This is a genomic window from Aeromonas lusitana (assembly GCF_002812985.1).
Lineage (GTDB): Bacteria > Pseudomonadota > Gammaproteobacteria > Enterobacterales > Aeromonadaceae > Aeromonas > Aeromonas lusitana.
In genome coordinates this window covers 320,704-339,157 of sequence record NZ_PGCP01000003.1, presented here as the reverse complement: position 1 = coordinate 339,157, position 18,454 = coordinate 320,704, and the positions used below count along the sequence as shown (strand labels likewise).

Here is an 18,454-nt window from a genome sequence, read left to right as displayed (position 1 = left end):
GTCTGCTCTCTCTTGGACGAGCAACCCTGATGAGCAACTTATCCCTGGACTTTTCGTCGGACTTTCGGCCGCTGGCAGCCCGCATGCGGCCGCAAAATCTCGACCAGTACATAGGTCAGCAGCATATCCTGGGGGCGGACAAGCCCCTGCGCAAAGCCATACTGGCGGGTCATTGCCACTCCATGATCCTGTGGGGGCCGCCGGGTACCGGCAAGACTACCCTCGCAGAGCTGATGGCGCACTACTGCCAGGCCGAGGTGGAGCGGCTCTCTGCGGTCACCTCTGGCATCAAGGAGATCCGCGCCGCCATCGATAAGGCGAAAGAGAACAGCTGGCGCGGGGTGCGCACCATCCTGTTCGTGGACGAGGTGCACCGTTTCAACAAGAGCCAGCAGGATGTGTTCCTGCCCCACATCGAAGACGGCACCATCACCTTCATCGGCGCCACCACCGAAAACCCCTCGTTCGAGCTCAACAACGCACTGCTCTCCCGGGCCCGGGTCTATCTGCTCAAACGGCTGGAAGAGGAGGAGATCCTCGCCATGATCGATCAGGCCATGACCGATGCTCGTGGCCTCAATGATCCGACTTTATGTTTCGCCCCCGGGGTGAAGGAAGCCCTGGCCAAGGCCGTGGATGGCGATGGCCGCAAGTCCCTCAATTATCTGGAGCTCTTGGCCGACATGGCCGAGGCCGACGGCAAGGGTCAGCGTCTTATCGACAGTGCCCTGCTGGCCGCGGTGGTGGGGGAGCATGTGGCCCGTTTCGATAAGGGGGGCGATCACTTCTACGACCTCATCTCGGCGGTGCACAAGTCCATCCGTGGCTCTGCGCCGGATGCGGCCCTCTACTGGTATGCCCGCATGGTGAGCGCAGGCTGCGATCCCCTCTATATCGCGCGCCGGCTGCTGGCCATCGCCTCGGAAGACGTGGGCAACGCGGATCCCCGCGCCATGCAGGTGGCGCTGTCAGCCTGGGACTGCTTCCACCGCATCGGTCCGGCGGAAGGGGAGCGGGCCATCGCCCAGGCCATCGTCTACCTCGCCTGCGCGCCCAAGAGCAATGCGGTCTACACCGCCTGGAAAGCGGCGCTCAATGACGCCAAAAACCTGCCGGACTTCGAGGTGCCACCCCACCTTCGCAACGCCCCGACCAAGTTGATGAGCGAGCTCGGCTACGGCGCCGAGTACCGCTACGCTCACGACGAGCCCGGCGCCTACGCCGCCGGCGAGAGCTACTTCCCCCCCGAGCTTGCCGGCAAGCACTACTACCAGCCCACCGACCGGGGTCTGGAGAAGCAAATCGGCCAGAAACTCGATTATCTGCGTGAACTGGATAGTCAAAGCCCGAAACGGCGGGACAAATAAGCCCTTTTTTCGAGCCATGGCAGCGCAATGTCCCGGCGGGGCGGATCCCTCTTCGCTCCGGCGCGCAAACTTGCTAAAAACGACCGCTTAGTCCCTGTTCGGGCGGGGGGGCGGTCTGCTACACTGCCCCTCTGACCCCGTTTGTCTTGGCCTGGTGCCATCTTCTTGATTTTGAAGGCTGGAAAGACTCAACCTTCTTCTTAAAGACGACTGGGGTGCGCCAACCGATGTTAACTTCCGGATCTGTTTTCTCGCCAGGGTGTATGCCCAGGGCTCAGATCCCATTGAAAAAAGTAGGTAAACCATGCTGGATCCCAAATATCTGCGCAGCGATATCGAAGAGGCTGCCGCTCGTCTGGCGACACGTGGCTACGTTTTGGACGTAGCTGCTGTCAACGCTCTGGAAGAGAAACGCAAGGATCTGCAGTCCCGCACCCAGGAGCTGCAGGCCGAGCGCAACGCCCGCTCCAAGTCCATCGGTGAGGCGGCTCGTCGTGGTGAAGATGTGGCCCCGCTGAAAGCGGAAGTTACCAAGATCAACGAAGAGCTCGAGACCAGCAAGGTCGAGCTGGACGTCCTGCTGGCCGGCATCAAGGCCATCTCCGACGCCATCCCGAACCTGCCGAGCGACACCACCCCGGTCGGCCGCGATGAGAACGACAACGTGGAAGTGCGCCGCTGGGGTACCCCGCGCGCGTTCGACTTCCCGGTGCGCGATCACATCGATCTCGGCGAAGCGGCCAAGGGCGTGGACTTCAAGAACGGGGTCAAGCTCTCCGGTGCCCGCTTCGTGGTGATGAAGGGTCAGATTGCCCGCCTGCACCGCGCCCTGGCGCAGTTCATGCTGGACCTGCACACCCAGCAGCACGGTTACACCGAATGCTATGTGCCTTACCTGGTGAACCCGGACAGCCTGTATGGCACCGGTCAACTGCCGAAATTCTCCGAAGATCTCTTCAATACCGGTATCAATGGGGAAGGGGACGAAGAGGGGCATGTGCGCAAGTTCTCCCTGATCCCGACCTCCGAAGTGCCGCTGACCAACATGGCCCGCGACGAGATCTTCGACGAGCAGGACCTGCCCATCAAGATGACCGCCCACAGCCCCTGCTTCCGCTCCGAAGCGGGCTCCTATGGCCGTGACACCCGTGGCCTCATCCGCATGCACCAGTTCGACAAGGTCGAGATGGTCCAACTGGTACACCCGGAGAAATCCTGGGATGCGCTGGAAGAGATGGTGGGTCACGCCGAGAAGGTGCTGCAACTGCTGGAGCTGCCGTACCGCGTGATGGCGCTGGCCACCGGCGACATGGGCTTCTGCGCCGCCAAGACCTACGATCTGGAAGTCTGGCTGCCGGCTCAGGACACCTATCGCGAGATCTCGTCCGTCTCCAACTGCACCGACTTCCAGGCCCGTCGCATGCAGGGCCGGGTACGCATCGACGGCAAGCCCCAACTGCTGCACACCCTGAACGGCTCCGGCCTGGCGGTGGGTCGCACCCTGGTGGCCGTGATGGAGAACTACCAGCAGGCCGATGGCCGCATCGCCATCCCGGCGGCGCTGCAATCCTACATGGGCGGCCTGACCCATATCGGCTAAGCCGACAGGGGTAACGACAACGCCATGGCAGTGCCATGGCGTTGTGCATTTGGGCGCCGTTCAATCGTTTTTGAAGGAGAAAACCAGTCTCCATCGGCGCCGCATTGAACCTTTAACACAATTTTATCAAGCATTGCGCAATCGTTTTTGTTAGACTGCGCCGCAATTTCGCAGGACACCCGTTTCTATGGTCTGGATTGATTACGCCATCATCGGCATCATCGGTTTTTCCGCCCTCATCAGCCTGGTGCGCGGCTTCGTCAAGGAGGCCATGTCCCTCGTCACCTGGTTTATTGCCTTCTTCATCGCCAGCCATTTCTATCCCGATCTCGCCGTTTACTTCACCTCCTTCTCCGACGCCCTGGTACGCAACGGCCTGGCCATCGCCGCCCTGTTCGTGGCGACCCTGATCCTCGGCAGCGTGGTGAACTATGTGGTGGGGCTCTTGGTCGACAAGACCGGCCTGTCCGGGACGGATCGGGTGCTCGGCATCTGTTTTGGCGCCATTCGCGGGGTACTGATCGTCAGTGCCCTGCTGTTTTTTATGGATACCTTCACCAGTCTCTCCCAGAGCGACTGGTGGGCGGCGTCCAAGCTGGTTCCCGAGTTCAAGCCGGTGATCCAGTGGTTTTTCGGGTTCATACAGAGCTCATCTAGTTTCATTCAACCGGTACAGTGACTTCGAGGTAGCAAAGACATGTGTGGTATTGTCGGTATAGTTGGCACCACCCCCGTCAATCAGGCCCTCTACGACGCCTTGACGGTGTTGCAGCACAGGGGACAGGATGCCGCCGGGATCGTGACCATTGACAGTGGAAACTTCCGGCAACGCAAGGCCAACGGCCTGGTGAAGGATGTGTTTGAAGTGCGTCACATGCAGCGGCTGAAAGGGAATATCGGCATAGGACATGTCCGCTATCCCACCGCCGGCAGCTCCAGTGCCGCAGAAGCCCAACCGTTTTACGTCAACTCTCCCTACGGCATGGTGCTGGCCCATAACGGCAACCTCACCAACGCCAAGGTGCTCAAGGAGCAGCAGTTCAAGGTGGCCCGCCGCCACATCAACACCACCTCGGACTCCGAAGTGTTGCTGAACGTGCTGGCCCACGAGTTGGATCTGTGTGACAAGATGGCGCTGGCCCCGGCGGACATCTTCGCCGCGGTGCGCAAGACCCATCAGCAGATCCGCGGCGCCTACGCCGTGGTCACCCTGGTGATAGGTCATGGCCTCATCGGTTTCCGTGACCCGAACGGCATCCGCCCGCTGATCCTGGGTCGTCGCGCCGACGAACAGGGCCAGGTGGAGTACATGCTCGCCTCCGAGAGCGTGGCGCTCGACGCCATCGGTTTCGAGACCGTGCGTGACGTCGCACCGGGGGAGGCCATCTACATCACGGAGCAGGGCCAGCTCTTCTCCGAGCAGTGCGCCGAAAACCCGCAGATGAGCTCCTGCATCTTCGAGTACGTCTACTTCGCGCGTCCCGACTCCTGCATCGACAAAGTCTCCGTCTACGCCGCCCGCCTCAACATGGGTCGCAAGCTGGGCAAGAAGATCGCCCGCGAGTGGGAAGAGCTCGACATCGATGTGGTCATCCCCATCCCCGAGACCTCCTGCGACGTGGCGCTGGAAATCGCCCACACCCTGGACCTGCCGTACCGTCAGGGCTTCGTGAAGAACCGTTACATAGGCCGTACCTTCATCATGCCGGGCCAGACCCAGCGCAAGAAGTCGGTGCGCCGCAAGCTCAACGCCATCGGCTCCGAGTTCAAGGGCAAGAAGGTATTGCTGGTGGATGACTCCATCGTCCGTGGCACCACCTCCGAGCAGATCATCCAGATGGCACGGGAAGCCGGCGCCGCCAAGGTCTACTTTGCCTCCGCCGCCCCGGAAATTCGCTTCCCCAACGTCTACGGCATCGACATGCCCACTGCCAACGAGCTGATCGCCCATGGCCGGGAAGTGGAAGAGGTGTGTGCGCTCATCGGTGCCGACGGCCTCATCTTCCAGGATCTGGAAGATCTGGAGGAGGCGGTGCGGGAGATCAACCCCGAGCTGCGCCACTTCGAGACCTCGGTGTTCAACGGCCACTACGTCACCTCGGACGTGGATCAGGGCTATCTGGATCACCTCAACGCCATGCGCAGCGACGACAACAAGGCCGTGCGCGAGTGGCAGGAAGGCTCCAGCAACCTGGAAATTTTTAACGAAGGCAGTTAAACGTTTTCTCGCCGTCGATGAAATGAGATGAAACGAAGAGGGGGGCCTGAGCCCCCCTCTTTTTTTGCTGGTTTGCAGCGCCTCGTTACGCCAGATCCTCGCCCTTGCTGGCGATCACCTGTCGGTACCACCAGAACGACTTCTTGCGCCTGCGGGCCAATGTGCCCTTGCCGGCATCATCCCTGTCCACGTACACGAAACCGTAGCGCTTGCTCATCTCGCCGGTGGAGGCGGCCACCAGATCGATGCAGCCCCAGCTGGTGTAACCCATGAGGGGGATGCCGTCAGCGATGGCATCCCCCATGGCGCGGATATGCTCGCGCAGGTAGGCGATGCGGTAATCATCCTCTATCTCGCCCTGCTCGTTCGGCACATCGACGGCGCCGAGGCCGTTCTCCACCAGGAACAGCGGCTTCTGGTAGCGGTCGTACAGGGTGTTCATGGTGATGCGAAGGCCGAGGGGATCGATGCCCCAGCCCCATTCGCTCACCTCGATATGAGGATTGCGCAGAGACTTGACCACGTTGGCCGCGCTGGTGTTGCCGGCGTTCATGTCGGCGGAGGCGCAGCGGGAGGCGTAGTAGCTGAAAGAGACGAAATCGACCGTGTGCTTGAGGATCTCATCATCCCCGGCCTCCTTGACGAGTGCTATGCCCTTGTCGCGAAACAGGCTGGCGGCGTAGCTGGGGTAGGCGCCTCTGGCCTGCACATCGATAAACAGCAGGTTCTCCCGCTCTTTTTGAAGCGCAGCCCACACATCTTCCGGCTTGCAGGAGTAGGGGTAGAAGTTGCCCCCCGCCAGCATGCAGCCGACCTGGTTACGGGGGTTTACCTCGTGGGCAATCCGGGTCGCCAGGGCGCTCGCAATGAGCTCGTGGTGGGCGGCCTGATACTTCACCTGCTCCTGATCTTCCCCTTCCTCAAACACCAGACCGGCGCCGGAGAAGGGGCTGTGCAGCATGATGTTGATCTCGTTGAAGGTGAGCCAGTACTTCACCAGCCCATCGAAGGCCTCGAAACAGGTGCGGGCGTAGCGGGTGAAGAACTCCACCATCTGGCGATTGCGCCAGGAGCCGTACTCCACCACCAGGTGCAGGGGCACGTCGAAGTGGCACAGGGTCACCAGGGGCTCGATACCGTATTTGCGGCACTCTTCGAACACCGCCCGATAGAAGGCGATGCCTTCCTGGTTGGGCGTCAGTTCATCCCCTTTCGGATAGAGCCGGCTCCAGGCGATGGAAGTGCGAAACACGCTGAAGCCCATCTCTGCCATCAGGGCTATGTCTTCCTGGTAGTGATGATAAAAACCGATGGCGTCGTGGCTCGGATAATACTCGTCGCCTCGCAGGGTGAAGCGCTTCTCCTGGCCGAGTTTGACCGCCATGCGGCTCGGGCCGTGGGGGATCATGTCCACCGTGGTCAGCCCCTTGCCACCCTCGCGATAGCCGCCTTCCGCCTGGTTGGCGGCCAGAGCGCCGCCCCAGAGGAAGTCTTGGGGAAATCTGGTTACCGACATCTGTTACCTCTTGTCATGTCAGGTGATGGAAATTCACAGGCTGGCGGCTGTCTTGATCTGCAGTGTCGGCGCGGCTTCCTCGGCGGCGGTTTTGGGGCGCTCTTTCTCAACCGGAATGTCTTCAAATCCCATCAGCAGGGTCAGGATGAAGGAGAGCACCACGGAGAGCGCCATCACGGCGAACACCCAGACGATGGTCATGGGGTTGGCCGGATCGAAGAACTGCACGCTGGTAAAGAGGCCCGGTGCTGCCATGGAGTGACTGGCGAGCCCCGCCATGCCGGCCACGGCGCCGCAGATGAAGCCGCTGATGAGGCTGGCGATGAGCGGCCGCTTCAGGCGCAGGGCCACGCCATAGAGAGCGGGCTCGGAGATCCCCGCCATGATGGCGGAGGCGGCCGCCGCGAGCGCGGTCTGGCGCAGCTCGGGGTTACGGGTCTTCCAGGCGACCGCCAGGGAAGAGCCGCCGAGGGAGAGGTTGGCGCCGATTTCGGAAGGCATCACCATGCCTTCTTTACCGGTCTCGGCGATGGTCTGGATGATGGTGGGGGTGAACACCCGGTGCATGCCGGTCATCACCAGCAGCGGCCACAGGGCCCCCATGATGGCCACCGACAGCCAGCCGAGGTAGTCGTGGACCGTGTAGACCAGGCCCGAGATGGCGGTGCCAATCCAGATGCCGATGGGGCCGATAAGCAGGATGGCGAGCGGCGCGGCGATGAGCACGATCAGCATGGGTTTCAAGAAGTTCTTGGTCACCGCCGGGGTGATCCTGTCCACCCAGCGCTCGATATAGGAGAGGCACCAGGTCATCACCAGGGCCGGAATGACTGTGTAGGTGTATTTCACCGCGGTGACCGGGATATAGGCGAAGCTGACCTGCTCCCCCTGGGCGGCTCTGGCCATCAGCTCGATGAAGCTCGGGTGCACCAGCACGCCGGCGATGGCGATGGCCAGCGACACATTGGTCTTGAACTTGACCGCCGCCGAGGCCGCCACCATCAGGGGCAGGAAGAAGAAGGCACCATCACCGATGGCGTTGAGGATGATGTAGCTGGGGGAGGTGACCTCGACCAGGCCGCTCATGCTGAGCACCATGGCCAGCAGCTTGACCATGGAGCCGCCTATGATGGCCGGGATGAGCGGCGACATGGTGCCGATCAGCGCATCCAGGATACCGGCCCCGAGGCGCCTGAAGCTGAAACCTGGCTTGGCCGCTGGCATGTCTCCCTGTGCGCCTTGTGGCAGTTGGGCAAGCACCTCGCGATAGGCGTGGGAGACCATGTTGCCGATGATCACCTGGCACTGGTTGTCACTGCTGACCACCCCAAGCACCCCGGCAGTGGCCTTGAGCACAGAGCTGTCTACCAAGGCGGGGTCTTGCAGCACGAAGCGCAGGCGCGTCATGCAGTGGGTCACGGCGACGATGTTGCCGGTTCCGCCGAGGGCCGTGATGACCTTGCCGGCCAGGGCCGCATAGTTCTTTGACATCGAGTCGTATCCTTTTTACCAAATGGGGCCTGTCGATCCCCGTCGGTGACGACGAGAAGAACGGGAATGAAACAAAATTGTGGAACCGGTTCCACATAGCATGCGTAGTTTCATACTTGTAGACAAGGCGGTCGCACCACCATTGTGCAGAACCGTGAATGGGATCACTGAAAGGGGCGGCCTGTGCCCATTCCCGTTAGCACAAGCGGGTCCCGTGCAGTACACTGCGGCCCGTCGAAATGAAGGGATGAAACAAGATGACGACCATGCTGGAGGTGGCAAGGCGGGCAGGGGTGTCGAAGGCGACTGTCTCCCGGGTGTTGTCGGGCAACGGCTACACCAGCCAGGAGACCCGGGATCGGGTGTTTCAGGCCATCGAGGAGAGCGGTTACCGCCCCAACCTGGTGGCGAGGCAACTGGCGACCAAGAATACCCAGACCCTGGGACTGGTGGTGACCAACACCCTGTATCACGGCGTCTATTTCAGCGAACTGCTCTCCCATGCGGCGCGGATGACGGAGGCGCGGGGCCGCCAGCTGATCCTGGCGGACGGCAAGCACAGCGCCGAAGAGGAGCGCCAGGCCATCCAGTACCTGCTGGACTCGCGCTGTGACGGCGTCATCATCTATCCCCGTTTCCTCAGTGTCGAGCAGATGGACGAGATCATAGAGCAGCATCCCCAGCCCATTATTGTGCTCAACCGCCGGCTGCTGCGCCATCACAGCCACTGCGTCTACTCGGATCAACGAGTCGCGGCGGCGGCCGTGGTGGACACGCTAGTGGAGATGGGCCACACCGAGATCGCCTTTATCGCAGGCTCGGCGGACTCGCCAACCGGCCTAGAGCGCCTCGCCGGTTACCGTGAGGCCCTGGCCCGCCACGGCATTCCTGTGCAAGAGGCGCTGATCGCCCCCGGCAAGTGGACCCCCGCCTGCGGCGCGGCCGCCGTTTCGACCCTGCTGACGCGAGGAGCCAGTTTCAGCGCCCTGATCGCCAGCAACGACGACATGGCCATCGGTGCCATCAAGCAGTTGCACGAGGCTGGGGTGTCGGTGCCAGAGCAGGTCTCGGTAGTGGGGTTTGATGACATCGCCCTGGCCCCTTACGTCATTCCGTCCCTGGCCAGCGTCAAGATGCCGGTGACCGAGATGATCCAGGAGACCATCAGCCGCCTGATCAGCATGGTGGAGGAGGGGGAACCCGAGGCGTTGCCCACCTTCAATGGCAAGCTTATCCGGCGCGGCTCCCTCAAGCGCCTGCTGGCGTGAGACCATCAAGAGGTGGGCAGTGGGGGCCGGATCCGTTAGCATGGGCGCCCTTTGCGAGCCTCGCCGCATAAACCTATGCCAATCAATACCAACCAGAGAGTACAAGAGTTCAGATGGATGACCTGCTAGCCCCCGTTCGCCAGTTCCTGCATTGTGAAACCCCGGATGAGTGGGTGGAGATGGCGCGCGATCCCGCCCAGTTGCCGACCCTGCTCATCGATCACGCCAACTGCGAGAACAAGGCCGCCCTGACCGCCCACAGCCTGGTGCGCCGCTACTGTCTGCCCAAGGGCAAGCGTCACCTGCTGCCCAAACTCGAGTTCTACCGCGAGCTGGATGCCATCCCGGAGAAGGCGGAGATCCTGGGCAAGCGCACCATGGGGGAGGCTGACCTTACGGTGTTTGCCGAGCTCGAGCGCAACCCCCTGCTGTTTCCCATGGTACGGCTCATTCAGGAGGAGTTGCATCACTTCGAGCAGGTGCTGGAAATCATGGCCGCTCGCGGCATAGCCTACGGCCCGGTCAGCGCTTCTCGCTACGCCCGCAGCCTGCTCACCCATGTGCGCACCTATGAGCCGGCAGCCGTGGTGGACAAGATGATCATCGGCGCCTACATAGAAGCGCGCTCCTGCGAGCGCTTTGCCAAGATAGCGCCCCATCTGGATGAGGAGCTTGGCCGCTTCTATGTCTCCCTGCTGCGCTCCGAGGCGCGCCACTACCAGGACTATCTGGCCCTGGCCGAGCAGTATGCGGGGGAGGACATCAGCGAGCGGGTGGCCTTCTTCGGCGCCATCGAGGCCGAGCTCATCTGCTCGCCGGATCCGCAGTTCAGGTTCCATAGCGGACTGCCTGTCAGATCTGACAGTTGTTGAGAAAAGGGGGGACACCTAGTATCTGGGGTGTTCCTACTACGAGCGACGCAATCACTTTTTTGAGCGCAATACCCGGCCCACAAGCCGGGTTTTTTTATGGGCGAAAAACGACGTGAAGACGGCCCGAGTGAACCCCGGCGATCACTTGGCCGCGAGATGACTTTTTGAGGGACATGCCCGGCTCACCAGTCGGGTTTTTTATGGGTGAAAAACGATGTGGAGACGGCCTGGGTGAACCTTGGCGATCACTTGGCGGCGATATGGCTTTTTTGAGGGACATGCCCGGCTCACTAACCGGGTTTTATATGGGCGAAAAACGGGGAGAGACGGCCCGGTGAACCCGGGCCGGAGGGCTATCTGCGGTATTCGTTGTTGTAGTTCTGGATAAGGCGGCGGGTCACCTCGTGCTGGGGATCGGCAAACACCTTGAGGGTCTTGCCGCGCTCCACCACCCGGCCGTCGTGCATCACCAGCACCTCGTCGCTGATGTGACTGACGATGCCAAGATCGTTGGCCACCAGCACATAGCTGAGCCCAGTGGTCTCCTGCATCTCCAGCAGCAGGTTGATGATCTGGGAGCGCACCGAGATATCCAGGGTAGAAAGCGCTTCGTCCGCCACCACGATTTTGGGGTTGAGGATCAGCGCCCGCGCCAGCCCCACCCGCTGCTGCTGACCGGCGGAGAGCATCTGGGGATAGAAGAGGGCGTGATCCGGCAGCATGCCCACCATGCGTAGGGTCTGGATCACCTTCTCGCGGCGCTCCTCCTCGCTCATCTCGGTGTTGAGGCGCAGCGGCGTCTCCAGGATCTGGCCGACCCGGATCTTGCGGTTAAGGGAGGTGTTGGGATCCTGGAAGATCATCCGCAGCAGCTTGCAGCGGGTTTGGTAGTCGCCGTGCACCAGGGGCTGGCCCTCAACCGAGATCTCGCCGCCGCTCGGCTCTATCATGCCCGCCAGAATGCGGGCGAGGGTGCTCTTGCCGGAGCCCGCCTCGCCGACGATGGCCAGGGTCTGGCCTGCCTCCAGACTGAAGGAGAGGGGCTTGATGGCCTCCACAGCCTGGCGCCGGAACAGGCCGGTACGGTTCTGGTAGGTCTTGCACAGGCCCCTGACCTGCAACAGAGAGGGTTCGATCACTGTCTTGGCTCCTTGGTGGCACAACATGCTGCCACAGGCTGAAAACGGCCCATATTGATGCTGTTGAATCGTCCCGGTTCGGCAAAAAACAATGTCTGCACTCGAACCGCATCAGGGGTCGCCGACTGAGAATGAGCTCGGATCATTGCTTCGGCTCCTCCATGTTCAGCGGGAAGTGGCAACTGGGGCATGAATGGCCCTTGGACTTGCTGATTGGGCATGATCTGGCGGTGACTCAGGATCATTTCTTCGGCTCTTCCATGTTCAGCGGGAAGTGACAACTGAACTGATGGCCTTTGACCTTGCTCATCAGCGGCGTCTGCACGCACTGCTTCTGGGCATAGGGGCAGCGGGGGCCGAGGCGGCAACCGATGGGCAGGTGTTGCAGCGGCGGTATCACCCCGGGCAGGGTCTCGAGCCGGGACTTGTGGCGCACCAGCTTGTCAAAGTCGGGAATGGATTTGAGCAGGGCATCCGTATAGGGGTGGTGGGGGGATTCGAGGATCTGATCCCGGGTGCCCACCTCCACCATCTGGCCGCAGTACATGATGTTGATGGTGTCGGTCAGGTTCGCGATGGCGGCGATGTCGTTGCTGATGATGAGGATGGTGGTGTTGCCCAGCTTGTTCATCTTGTCCAGCAGCCGCAGGATCTGGGAGTGGGTGGTGGACTCCATGGCGCTGGTGGGTTCGTCTGCCACCAAGAGACGCGGCTGGTTGGCGATGGCCATGGCGATCATCACCTTCTGGCACATGCCGTCCGACAGCTCATGGGGATAGGCCCGCATCACCTTGCGGTGATCCTTGACGCCGACTCTGTGCAAGAGGGCGATGGCCCGCTTCTTGCGCCACTGGAAGCGCTGCCAGAACTTGCCGACAAAGGCGCTGGTGGGGATGGCCTCCTCCAGCTGGGTGCCTATCTCCTCGGAGGGGTCGAGGCAGCTGATGGGATCCTGGAAGATCATGGCGATCTCCCGGCCCATGATGCGGCGCCGCTCCTTGGGGGCCATGGTCAGCAAGTCCATGTCGTTGAAGCGCATCCGATCGGCGCGCACTATCCAGTTGTCCTTCTGGATGCCGACGATCACCTTGGCCACCAGGCTCTTGCCGGAACCCGATTCACCCACCAGGCCGCGAATTTCCCCTTCGTTCAGGGTCAGGCTGACCCTGTCCACCGCCTTGACCTTGCCCTGGGGAGTGTCAATTTCGATGGTGAGGTTGCGTATATCAAGCAAGGGCATCAGTGGCGCTCCTCATGACGGTGTGGCATGGCGTGTTGCATCTGGGATATGCCGTCCTTGATGGTATAGAGCAACGAGTTCATCAATCGTTCCCCTCTTTAAGCGCTTCGCGAATGCCTTCACCCACCAGGTTGGTGATAAGCACGCTGAACAAGATGGCCATGCCCGGCAGGGTCACGGTCCAAGGGGCCAGATAGATGAGATCGCTCGAATCTGCCAGCATGGCGCCCCACTCCGGCTGGGGAGACTGGGCACCGAGGCCGAGGAAACCCACCGCCGAGATGTCGAGGATGGCGGCAGACAGGGTACGGGTAGTCTGGGCCACCAGGGTTTCCACTATGTTCGGCAAGATGGCGAGTCGCATGATGCGCGAGGGGGGCGAGCCATCGAGGCGGCTCGCTATGATGTACTCCTTCTGCATCTCGGCGTGGACCGCGTTGTAGGTCGCCCGGATAAACGGCGGGATCAGCGCCAGCGTGATGGCGATCAGGGTGTTGAACAGACCCGGCCCCAAAATGGCGACCACTATGATGGCCAGCAGCAGGGAGGGGATGGAGAGCAGGGTATCGAGCAGGTGATGGAGCACGCTCGATTTCACCCCCTTGCTCATGCCACCGAGGATGCCGATGGCGGAGCCGACAACCAGGGCAATCACCACCACCAGCAGGGCATTGCCGAAGGTGAGGCGGGCGCCCACCACCAGGCGCGAGAGGATGTCGCGCCCCAGATCGTCGGTGCCAAGGAAGTAGTCGATATTGCCGCTGCTGGCCCAGGAGGGGGCCAGCAGCAGCCGGTCGCTGTGCTGATCGTCGATGCCATAGGGTACCACCAGGGGACCGACCAGAGTGATCACCAGCAGCAGGGCGAAGCACCAGAGGCCGGCCATGGCCAGGGGGTTGCGGCGATAGGAGGCCCAGGTCTGCTCCAGGGGAGAGAGGATCTTGAGCTCCGGATAGATGTTCGATTTATCTTGCATGCGTCAGGCTCCAGCCCAGGCCCCTGTTCAAGGGATAAGCGAGTTCAGTCTTGTTTTGCATAGAGTTCTTTACGGCGCGCCGGATACATGATGGTGGTGAGCAGCTCTGTGCTGACGCTGGTGAAGATGACGAAGCTGGCGACCACCAGGAAGGCGCCCCGGATGGCGGCATAGTCCTGCAGCGCTATGCTGTTGACCAGCCAGCGACCGATGCCGGGCCAGTCGAACACGAATTCGGTGATCATGGCGGAGGTCAGCACGCTGCCGAGCTGCAGTCCGAGCAGGGGCAGCACGGGGGGCAGGGCATTCTTGAGACCGTGACGCCAGACGATCTGGCGGCGGGAGAGGCCCCGGCTGGCCGCGGCCTTGATGTAGTTCTGCTTCATGACATCGATGAGGGAGCTGCGCACATGGCGGATCACCTCTGTGGTGGGCACCACGGCCAGCACCAGGGAGGGCAGTACCAGGTGGCGCAGGGCATCGTGCAGGGCGGCGTCGCGCCAGGGCTCGTGGCTCATCAGCACATCGACGATGGCGATGCCTGTGATGGAGGGCACGTCATAGAGCAGGCTGATCTGGCCCGACGCCGGCAGCCAGCCGAGATCCAGGGAGAAGAACATCACCATCAGCAAGGCCAGCCAGAACACGGGCACGGCGTAGCCGATGAGGCCGGCGGCCATGATGGAGAGATCCACGCTGCGCCCCTGATAGAGGGCGGCCAGGGTGCCGAGCGGAATGCCCACCAGCAATGAGATGGTGAAGGCCGCGAGGCACAGGGTCAGGGTCGCCGGGAAGTAGTGACGAATTTCGTCCAGCACCGGCTGGCCGGAGACGCTGGAGAGACCGAAGTCGCCGGCGAAGATGCGCCGCAGGAAGTCCGGGTAGCCATGCCAGACGTCCAGCACCTGGCCGATGAGGCGAAACTCCAGCAGGTAGGCCGCCAGGGTCAGCACCAGCAGGGTGATGAGCAGCAGGGTGATGCGGCGCAGGATATAGAAGAACATGGCTAACCCTCTGCGCGAGACTGGGGTGATGGCAGGGGCAGGCCGCGATCACCGACGGGATGGATGGGGAGATGCATGTTCACTTCCGATAGGCCTGGTTGAAGGTGGTGCCGCCAAAGGGCATCAGGGTCAGCCCTTCGATGTCGCTGCGGCTCACCTGGGTGCGCAGGGCATGGGCCAGCGGGATCACGGGCAACTGCTCCCCCAGCAGGGTCTGGGCATAGTAATAGTTGCGCAGACGGAAGGCGAGCTGAGGGGTGGTCACCGCATCGTCCAGCAACTGATCGAAGGCCGGGCTGCACCAGCGGCTGTAGTTGTTGCCCCGCTCGACGGCGGCGCAGCTCAGCAACTGGCGGAAGAAGTTGTCAGGATCGGCGTTGTCGGCCACCCAGCCCGACAGCAGGCTGTCATATTGTCCCCGGGCGAGGCGGCTCTCGATCACCGGCCAGGCCTGCTGCACTATCTTGAGCTTCACCCCGATTTTGGCGAGATCGCTGCGCATCAGCTGGGCTGTCTTGAGGCCGTCCGGGTTGTAGGGACGGGCCCCGGGTTGTACCAGCACCTGCATCTCGAAGCCCTTCTCCAATCCCACTTCTTTGAGCAGCTCACGCGCCCGTTTCAGATCCGGTTTGCGCTGTGGCAGGGAAGGGTTGTAGCCCCAGGAGAGGGGAGGCAAGAGGCTGGCCGCCGGTTGCCCGGTCTCGAAGTAGACCGCCTGCAGCAGGTTTTGCACGTTGATGGCATTGGCCAGCGCCTGGCGTACCTGCACCTTGTTGAACGGAGCCTTGCGGGTATTGAGGGCCAGGAAGGCGACGTTCATGCCGGACTGCACCGACAAATTGAGGTGGGAGTCCTTGTCGATCACCGACAGCTGGCTGGCGGAGGGGGTGCTCATCACATCGCACTCGCCGGTCAGCAGCTTGGCGAGCCGCTTGGAGGACTTGGGCGTGATGTCATAGATGAGCTGCTCAATCTTGGCCTCACCGCCCCAGTAGCCGGGATGGCGCAGGTAGCGCACGAACTCGTTGTGGCGATACTCCTTGAAGCTGAACGGCCCGGTGCCGATGGGGCGCGTGTCGAGCAGCTCAGGGGTGCCGGCCTTTTGCATCTGATCGCCATATTCGGCGGACAGCACGATGGCGTAGTCGCTGGCCAGGGTTGCGAGGAAGGAGGCATCGGGCCGGTTGAGCTCGAACACCACCTCATGGGGGCCCTTCTTGTAGACGCGCTTGATGAGGGAGGCCAGCCCCAGGCTGTAGAAGTAGGGGTACTCGCCGCCTGAGATGGCATGGAAGGGGTGCTGCTCGTCCAGCAGGCGCTGATAAGTAAACAGCACGTCATCGGCGTTGAACTGGCGTGAGGGGCTGAACCAGGGGGTGCGGTGGAAGGTCACGCCCTTGCGCAGGGTCAGGGTGTAGGAGAGTCCATCCTCGCTGCTCTGCCAGTGGGTGGCGAGCCCCCCCTCAATGCTCAGGGTATTGGCATTAACCTCCAGCAGGCGATCGTAGAGCGGTCGGGCGCTGGCATCCAGGGTCACGCCCGAGTTGGCGAGCTGGGGGTTGAAGGTCTGGGGAGCCCCCTCGACACAATAGATGAGCCCTGTCTTGGAGGCGTCATCCTGTTGTTTCTGGCAGCCGGTCAACAGCACCAGGAGACCGAGCAGCAGTGGTTTGAGCATTCTCATTATGGAACCATGTTTTCTTGCGAAGTTGCCCGCCAGGGGGCGGGCCCGTTGCGGGAGTCTGCCGGGCAGGGCTCTCCGCTTTCGACGTCAATCTGTCTCGTGGTCACACAGGCGTTGACACACGACTCTCCAACCGGGGTGATGACGCAGGCTCAGTCGACATCCAAATTGCCATTGTTGTCATCCCCCTCGAGCAGCAGGTATTTACGCAGCATGCCCCGGAACTGATGGTAACTCAGCGCCAGTAATTGGGCCGCTTTGCGTTGATTATACTGGGATTGCTGCATCGCTTGCTTGAGTAAATTAATCTCGAATTGCGCCACCGCCTGCTTGAGATCGAGCGGCAACGGCTGGGTCTGCTGCTCATTCACAGCCTCTGTTTCGGCGGGGGCCAAAGGCGAGACGCGAGTCTGGGCACGGGGGCGCCAGGGGGAATCGAACGGATTCAAGACCAGCTCCGCCAGGGGTAACTGAGGGTTGCCCTGACGATAGAGGCTGCGCTCCACCACGTTCTTGAGTTCCCGCACGTTGCCGGGCCAGGGGTAGTCCAGCAGCAACTGAGTCGCCTTGCGAGAGAATCCCGCAAACAGCGGATAGCCGAGCTCCCGGGTCATGCTGTGGGCGAAATGTTCCGCCAGCATCAGGATATCGTCCCGCCTTTCTCGCAAAGGAGGAAGTGTTATGACGTCAAATGCGAGCCTGTCCAGCAGATCGTGCCGAAACTGGCCCTGATCGGCCAATGCCGGCAGATCCTCGTTGGTGGCACACACCAGCCGTACATCGACCTTGACCGGTTTGGCGCCGCCCACCCGCTCGAACTCACCGTATTCGATGACCCGCAGCAGCTTCTCCTGGACCCGGGCGCTGGTGGTGGCCAGCTCGTCGAGAAACAGGGTGCCGCCGTCGGCGCGCTCGAAGCGGCCCAGATGGCGTTTGGTGGCGCCGGTGAAGGAGCCCGCCTCGTGGCCGAACAGCTCGGTCTCCAGCAGGCTCTCGCTCAGGGTGGCGCAGTTGATGGTGACAAAGCTTTGATCCCAGCGGGCCGAGAGATAATGTAGGCGGTGGGCGATGAGCTCCTTGCCGGTGCCTCGCTCGCCGATGATCAGCACGGGTTTGCGCAGCGGTGCGAGTCGCGAGGTCTGCTCAATGATTTCGAGAAACGCGTTGGACTCACCCAACAGGCTTTCCGTGTCTGTGCTCATCCTTAAACCCTGCTCGTTGAAAAATCTGGTCAATCTTACCAAAAGTTAGCTATTTTTATCATCTCTTGTTCCGGGCGTCTTGAAACTCATGGAGAGCGCCCATATAAATCAAGGAGTTAAAATTGGTTCCAGATTGGCACACAAGTTGCCATTGTCAATGGAGAAACAACCCAATGCCCATCACAGGAGTACAACCATGAGTATTTTTTCCCGCCTGGCCGACATCATCAACTCCAACCTGACGGCCCTGCTCGACAAGGCAGAAGATCCCCAGAAGATGGTGCGCCTGATCATCCAGGAGATGGAAGATGAACTGGTGAAGGAGCGCTCCAATCTGGCCCGCTTCCTTGCCAACCAGAAAGAGATTGGTCGCCAGGTCAGCCGCCATCAGGAGCGGGTGGACGAGTGGCAGGCCAAGGCCGAGCTGGCGCTGACCAAGGGCCGTGAAGACTTGGCCCGCGCCGCCCTCATCGAGAAGAAGAAGCAAGTCGAACTGGCCGAGACCCTCTATCGTGAGCAACAGGCGGTGGACAGCGGCATCGACAAGCTGGGTGACGAAATTCGCCAGCTGGAAGCCAAGCTCGAAGACGCCCGTGCCCGCCAAAAGGCGATGGCCATTCGCAGCGAGGCGGCCAGCAGCCGTTTGAACGTGCAAAGCCAGGTGGCCCGTGGCGACAGCCAGGCCGTGGTCAGCAAGTTCGAGCGCATGGAGCGCCGCATCGACGAGATGGAAGCCCGTGCCGATCTCGGTCAGTCCGACAAGGCCCTGGCCCAGCAGTTTGCCGAACTGGAAGTGGACGATCAGATCAGCCGTGAGCTGGAGGCCATGCGCCAGAAGCTGGGCCAGAGCGACGCCACCAAGCAGGGAGAGTGATGA

At 61.7% G+C, this 18,454-nt stretch carries 15 protein-coding genes; 7 read left to right on the top strand and 8 right to left on the bottom strand.

Annotated features, from left to right (window positions below):
* The first annotated feature begins 29 nt into the window (after nt 1–29).
* The 4 genes from CUC44_RS03035 (at nt 30) to purF (ending at nt 5,185) form a co-directional block, all read left to right on the top strand.
* Nucleotides 30–1,367 (top strand): replication-associated recombination protein A, encoded by a 1,338-nt coding sequence (locus tag CUC44_RS03035; RefSeq protein ID WP_100858515.1) that lies wholly within the window; start codon nt 30–32, stop codon nt 1,365–1,367.
* A gap of 304 nt (nt 1,368–1,671) precedes the next feature.
* A complete protein-coding gene (serS, locus tag CUC44_RS03025) occupies nt 1,672–2,967 on the top strand; it encodes a serine--tRNA ligase (RefSeq protein ID WP_100858513.1) in 1,296 nt (431 codons plus the stop codon).
* A 187-nt stretch (nt 2,968–3,154) separates the two neighbouring features.
* Nucleotides 3,155–3,646 (top strand): CvpA family protein, encoded by a 492-nt coding sequence (locus tag CUC44_RS03020; RefSeq protein ID WP_100858512.1) that lies wholly within the window; start codon nt 3,155–3,157, stop codon nt 3,644–3,646.
* 18 nt (nt 3,647–3,664) lie between these two features.
* Nucleotides 3,665–5,185 (top strand): amidophosphoribosyltransferase, encoded by a 1,521-nt coding sequence (purF, locus tag CUC44_RS03015; RefSeq protein ID WP_100858511.1) that lies wholly within the window; start codon nt 3,665–3,667, stop codon nt 5,183–5,185.
* Nucleotides 5,186–5,270: 85 nt separating this feature from the next.
* Here purF and CUC44_RS03010 read toward each other — a convergent pair whose 3' ends face one another.
* Nucleotides 5,271–6,701 (bottom strand): 6-phospho-beta-glucosidase, encoded by a 1,431-nt coding sequence (locus CUC44_RS03010; protein WP_100858510.1) that lies wholly within the window; start codon nt 6,699–6,701, stop codon nt 5,271–5,273.
* 33 nt (nt 6,702–6,734) lie between these two features.
* Nucleotides 6,735–8,192, bottom strand: coding sequence for a PTS cellobiose/arbutin/salicin transporter subunit IIBC (gene ascF, locus CUC44_RS03005; RefSeq protein ID WP_100858509.1), 1,458 nt, complete (start codon nt 8,190–8,192; stop codon nt 6,735–6,737).
* Between the two features lie 257 nt (nt 8,193–8,449).
* Here ascF and CUC44_RS03000 point away from each other — a divergent pair, with 257 nt between their 5' ends.
* A complete protein-coding gene (locus tag CUC44_RS03000) occupies nt 8,450–9,460 on the top strand; it encodes a LacI family DNA-binding transcriptional regulator (protein WP_100858508.1) in 1,011 nt (336 codons plus the stop codon).
* A 113-nt stretch (nt 9,461–9,573) separates the two neighbouring features.
* On the top strand, nt 9,574–10,332 hold the full coding sequence (gene miaE, locus CUC44_RS02995) for a tRNA isopentenyl-2-thiomethyl-A-37 hydroxylase MiaE (protein WP_100858507.1): 759 nt from the start codon (nt 9,574–9,576) through the stop codon (nt 10,330–10,332).
* Between the two features lie 353 nt (nt 10,333–10,685).
* Here miaE and CUC44_RS02990 read toward each other — a convergent pair whose 3' ends face one another.
* The 6 genes from CUC44_RS02990 to pspF all read right to left on the bottom strand — a co-directional run bounded on the left by CUC44_RS02990 (nt 10,686) and on the right by pspF (nt 17,577).
* A complete protein-coding gene (locus CUC44_RS02990; protein WP_100858506.1) occupies nt 10,686–11,471 on the bottom strand; it encodes a peptide ABC transporter ATP-binding protein in 786 nt (261 codons plus the stop codon).
* Between the two features lie 241 nt (nt 11,472–11,712).
* The gene (locus tag CUC44_RS02985; RefSeq protein WP_100858505.1) at nt 11,713–12,711 is read right to left on the bottom strand and encodes a peptide ABC transporter ATP-binding protein; all 999 of its coding nucleotides are present in this window, start codon (nt 12,709–12,711) and stop codon (nt 11,713–11,715) included.
* A gap of 82 nt (nt 12,712–12,793) precedes the next feature.
* Nucleotides 12,794–13,687 (bottom strand): ABC transporter permease subunit, encoded by an 894-nt coding sequence (locus CUC44_RS02980; protein WP_100858504.1) that lies wholly within the window; start codon nt 13,685–13,687, stop codon nt 12,794–12,796.
* A gap of 44 nt (nt 13,688–13,731) precedes the next feature.
* Nucleotides 13,732–14,691: an ABC transporter permease gene (locus CUC44_RS02975; RefSeq protein WP_100858503.1), complete on the bottom strand. Its 960-nt coding sequence runs from the start codon at nt 14,689–14,691 to the stop codon at nt 13,732–13,734.
* A gap of 79 nt (nt 14,692–14,770) precedes the next feature.
* Nucleotides 14,771–16,369, bottom strand: coding sequence for an ABC transporter substrate-binding protein SapA (gene sapA / locus CUC44_RS02970; protein ID WP_167388760.1), 1,599 nt, complete (start codon nt 16,367–16,369; stop codon nt 14,771–14,773).
* 158 nt (nt 16,370–16,527) lie between these two features.
* On the bottom strand, nt 16,528–17,577 hold the full coding sequence (gene pspF, locus CUC44_RS02965) for a phage shock protein operon transcriptional activator (protein WP_100858502.1): 1,050 nt from the start codon (nt 17,575–17,577) through the stop codon (nt 16,528–16,530).
* Nucleotides 17,578–17,773: 196 nt separating this feature from the next.
* Between pspF and pspA the strand changes: the two genes are divergently transcribed.
* Nucleotides 17,774–18,451 (top strand): phage shock protein PspA, encoded by a 678-nt coding sequence (gene pspA, locus CUC44_RS02960; RefSeq protein ID WP_100858501.1) that lies wholly within the window; start codon nt 17,774–17,776, stop codon nt 18,449–18,451.
* The last annotated feature ends 3 nt before the right edge of the window (nt 18,452–18,454 follow it).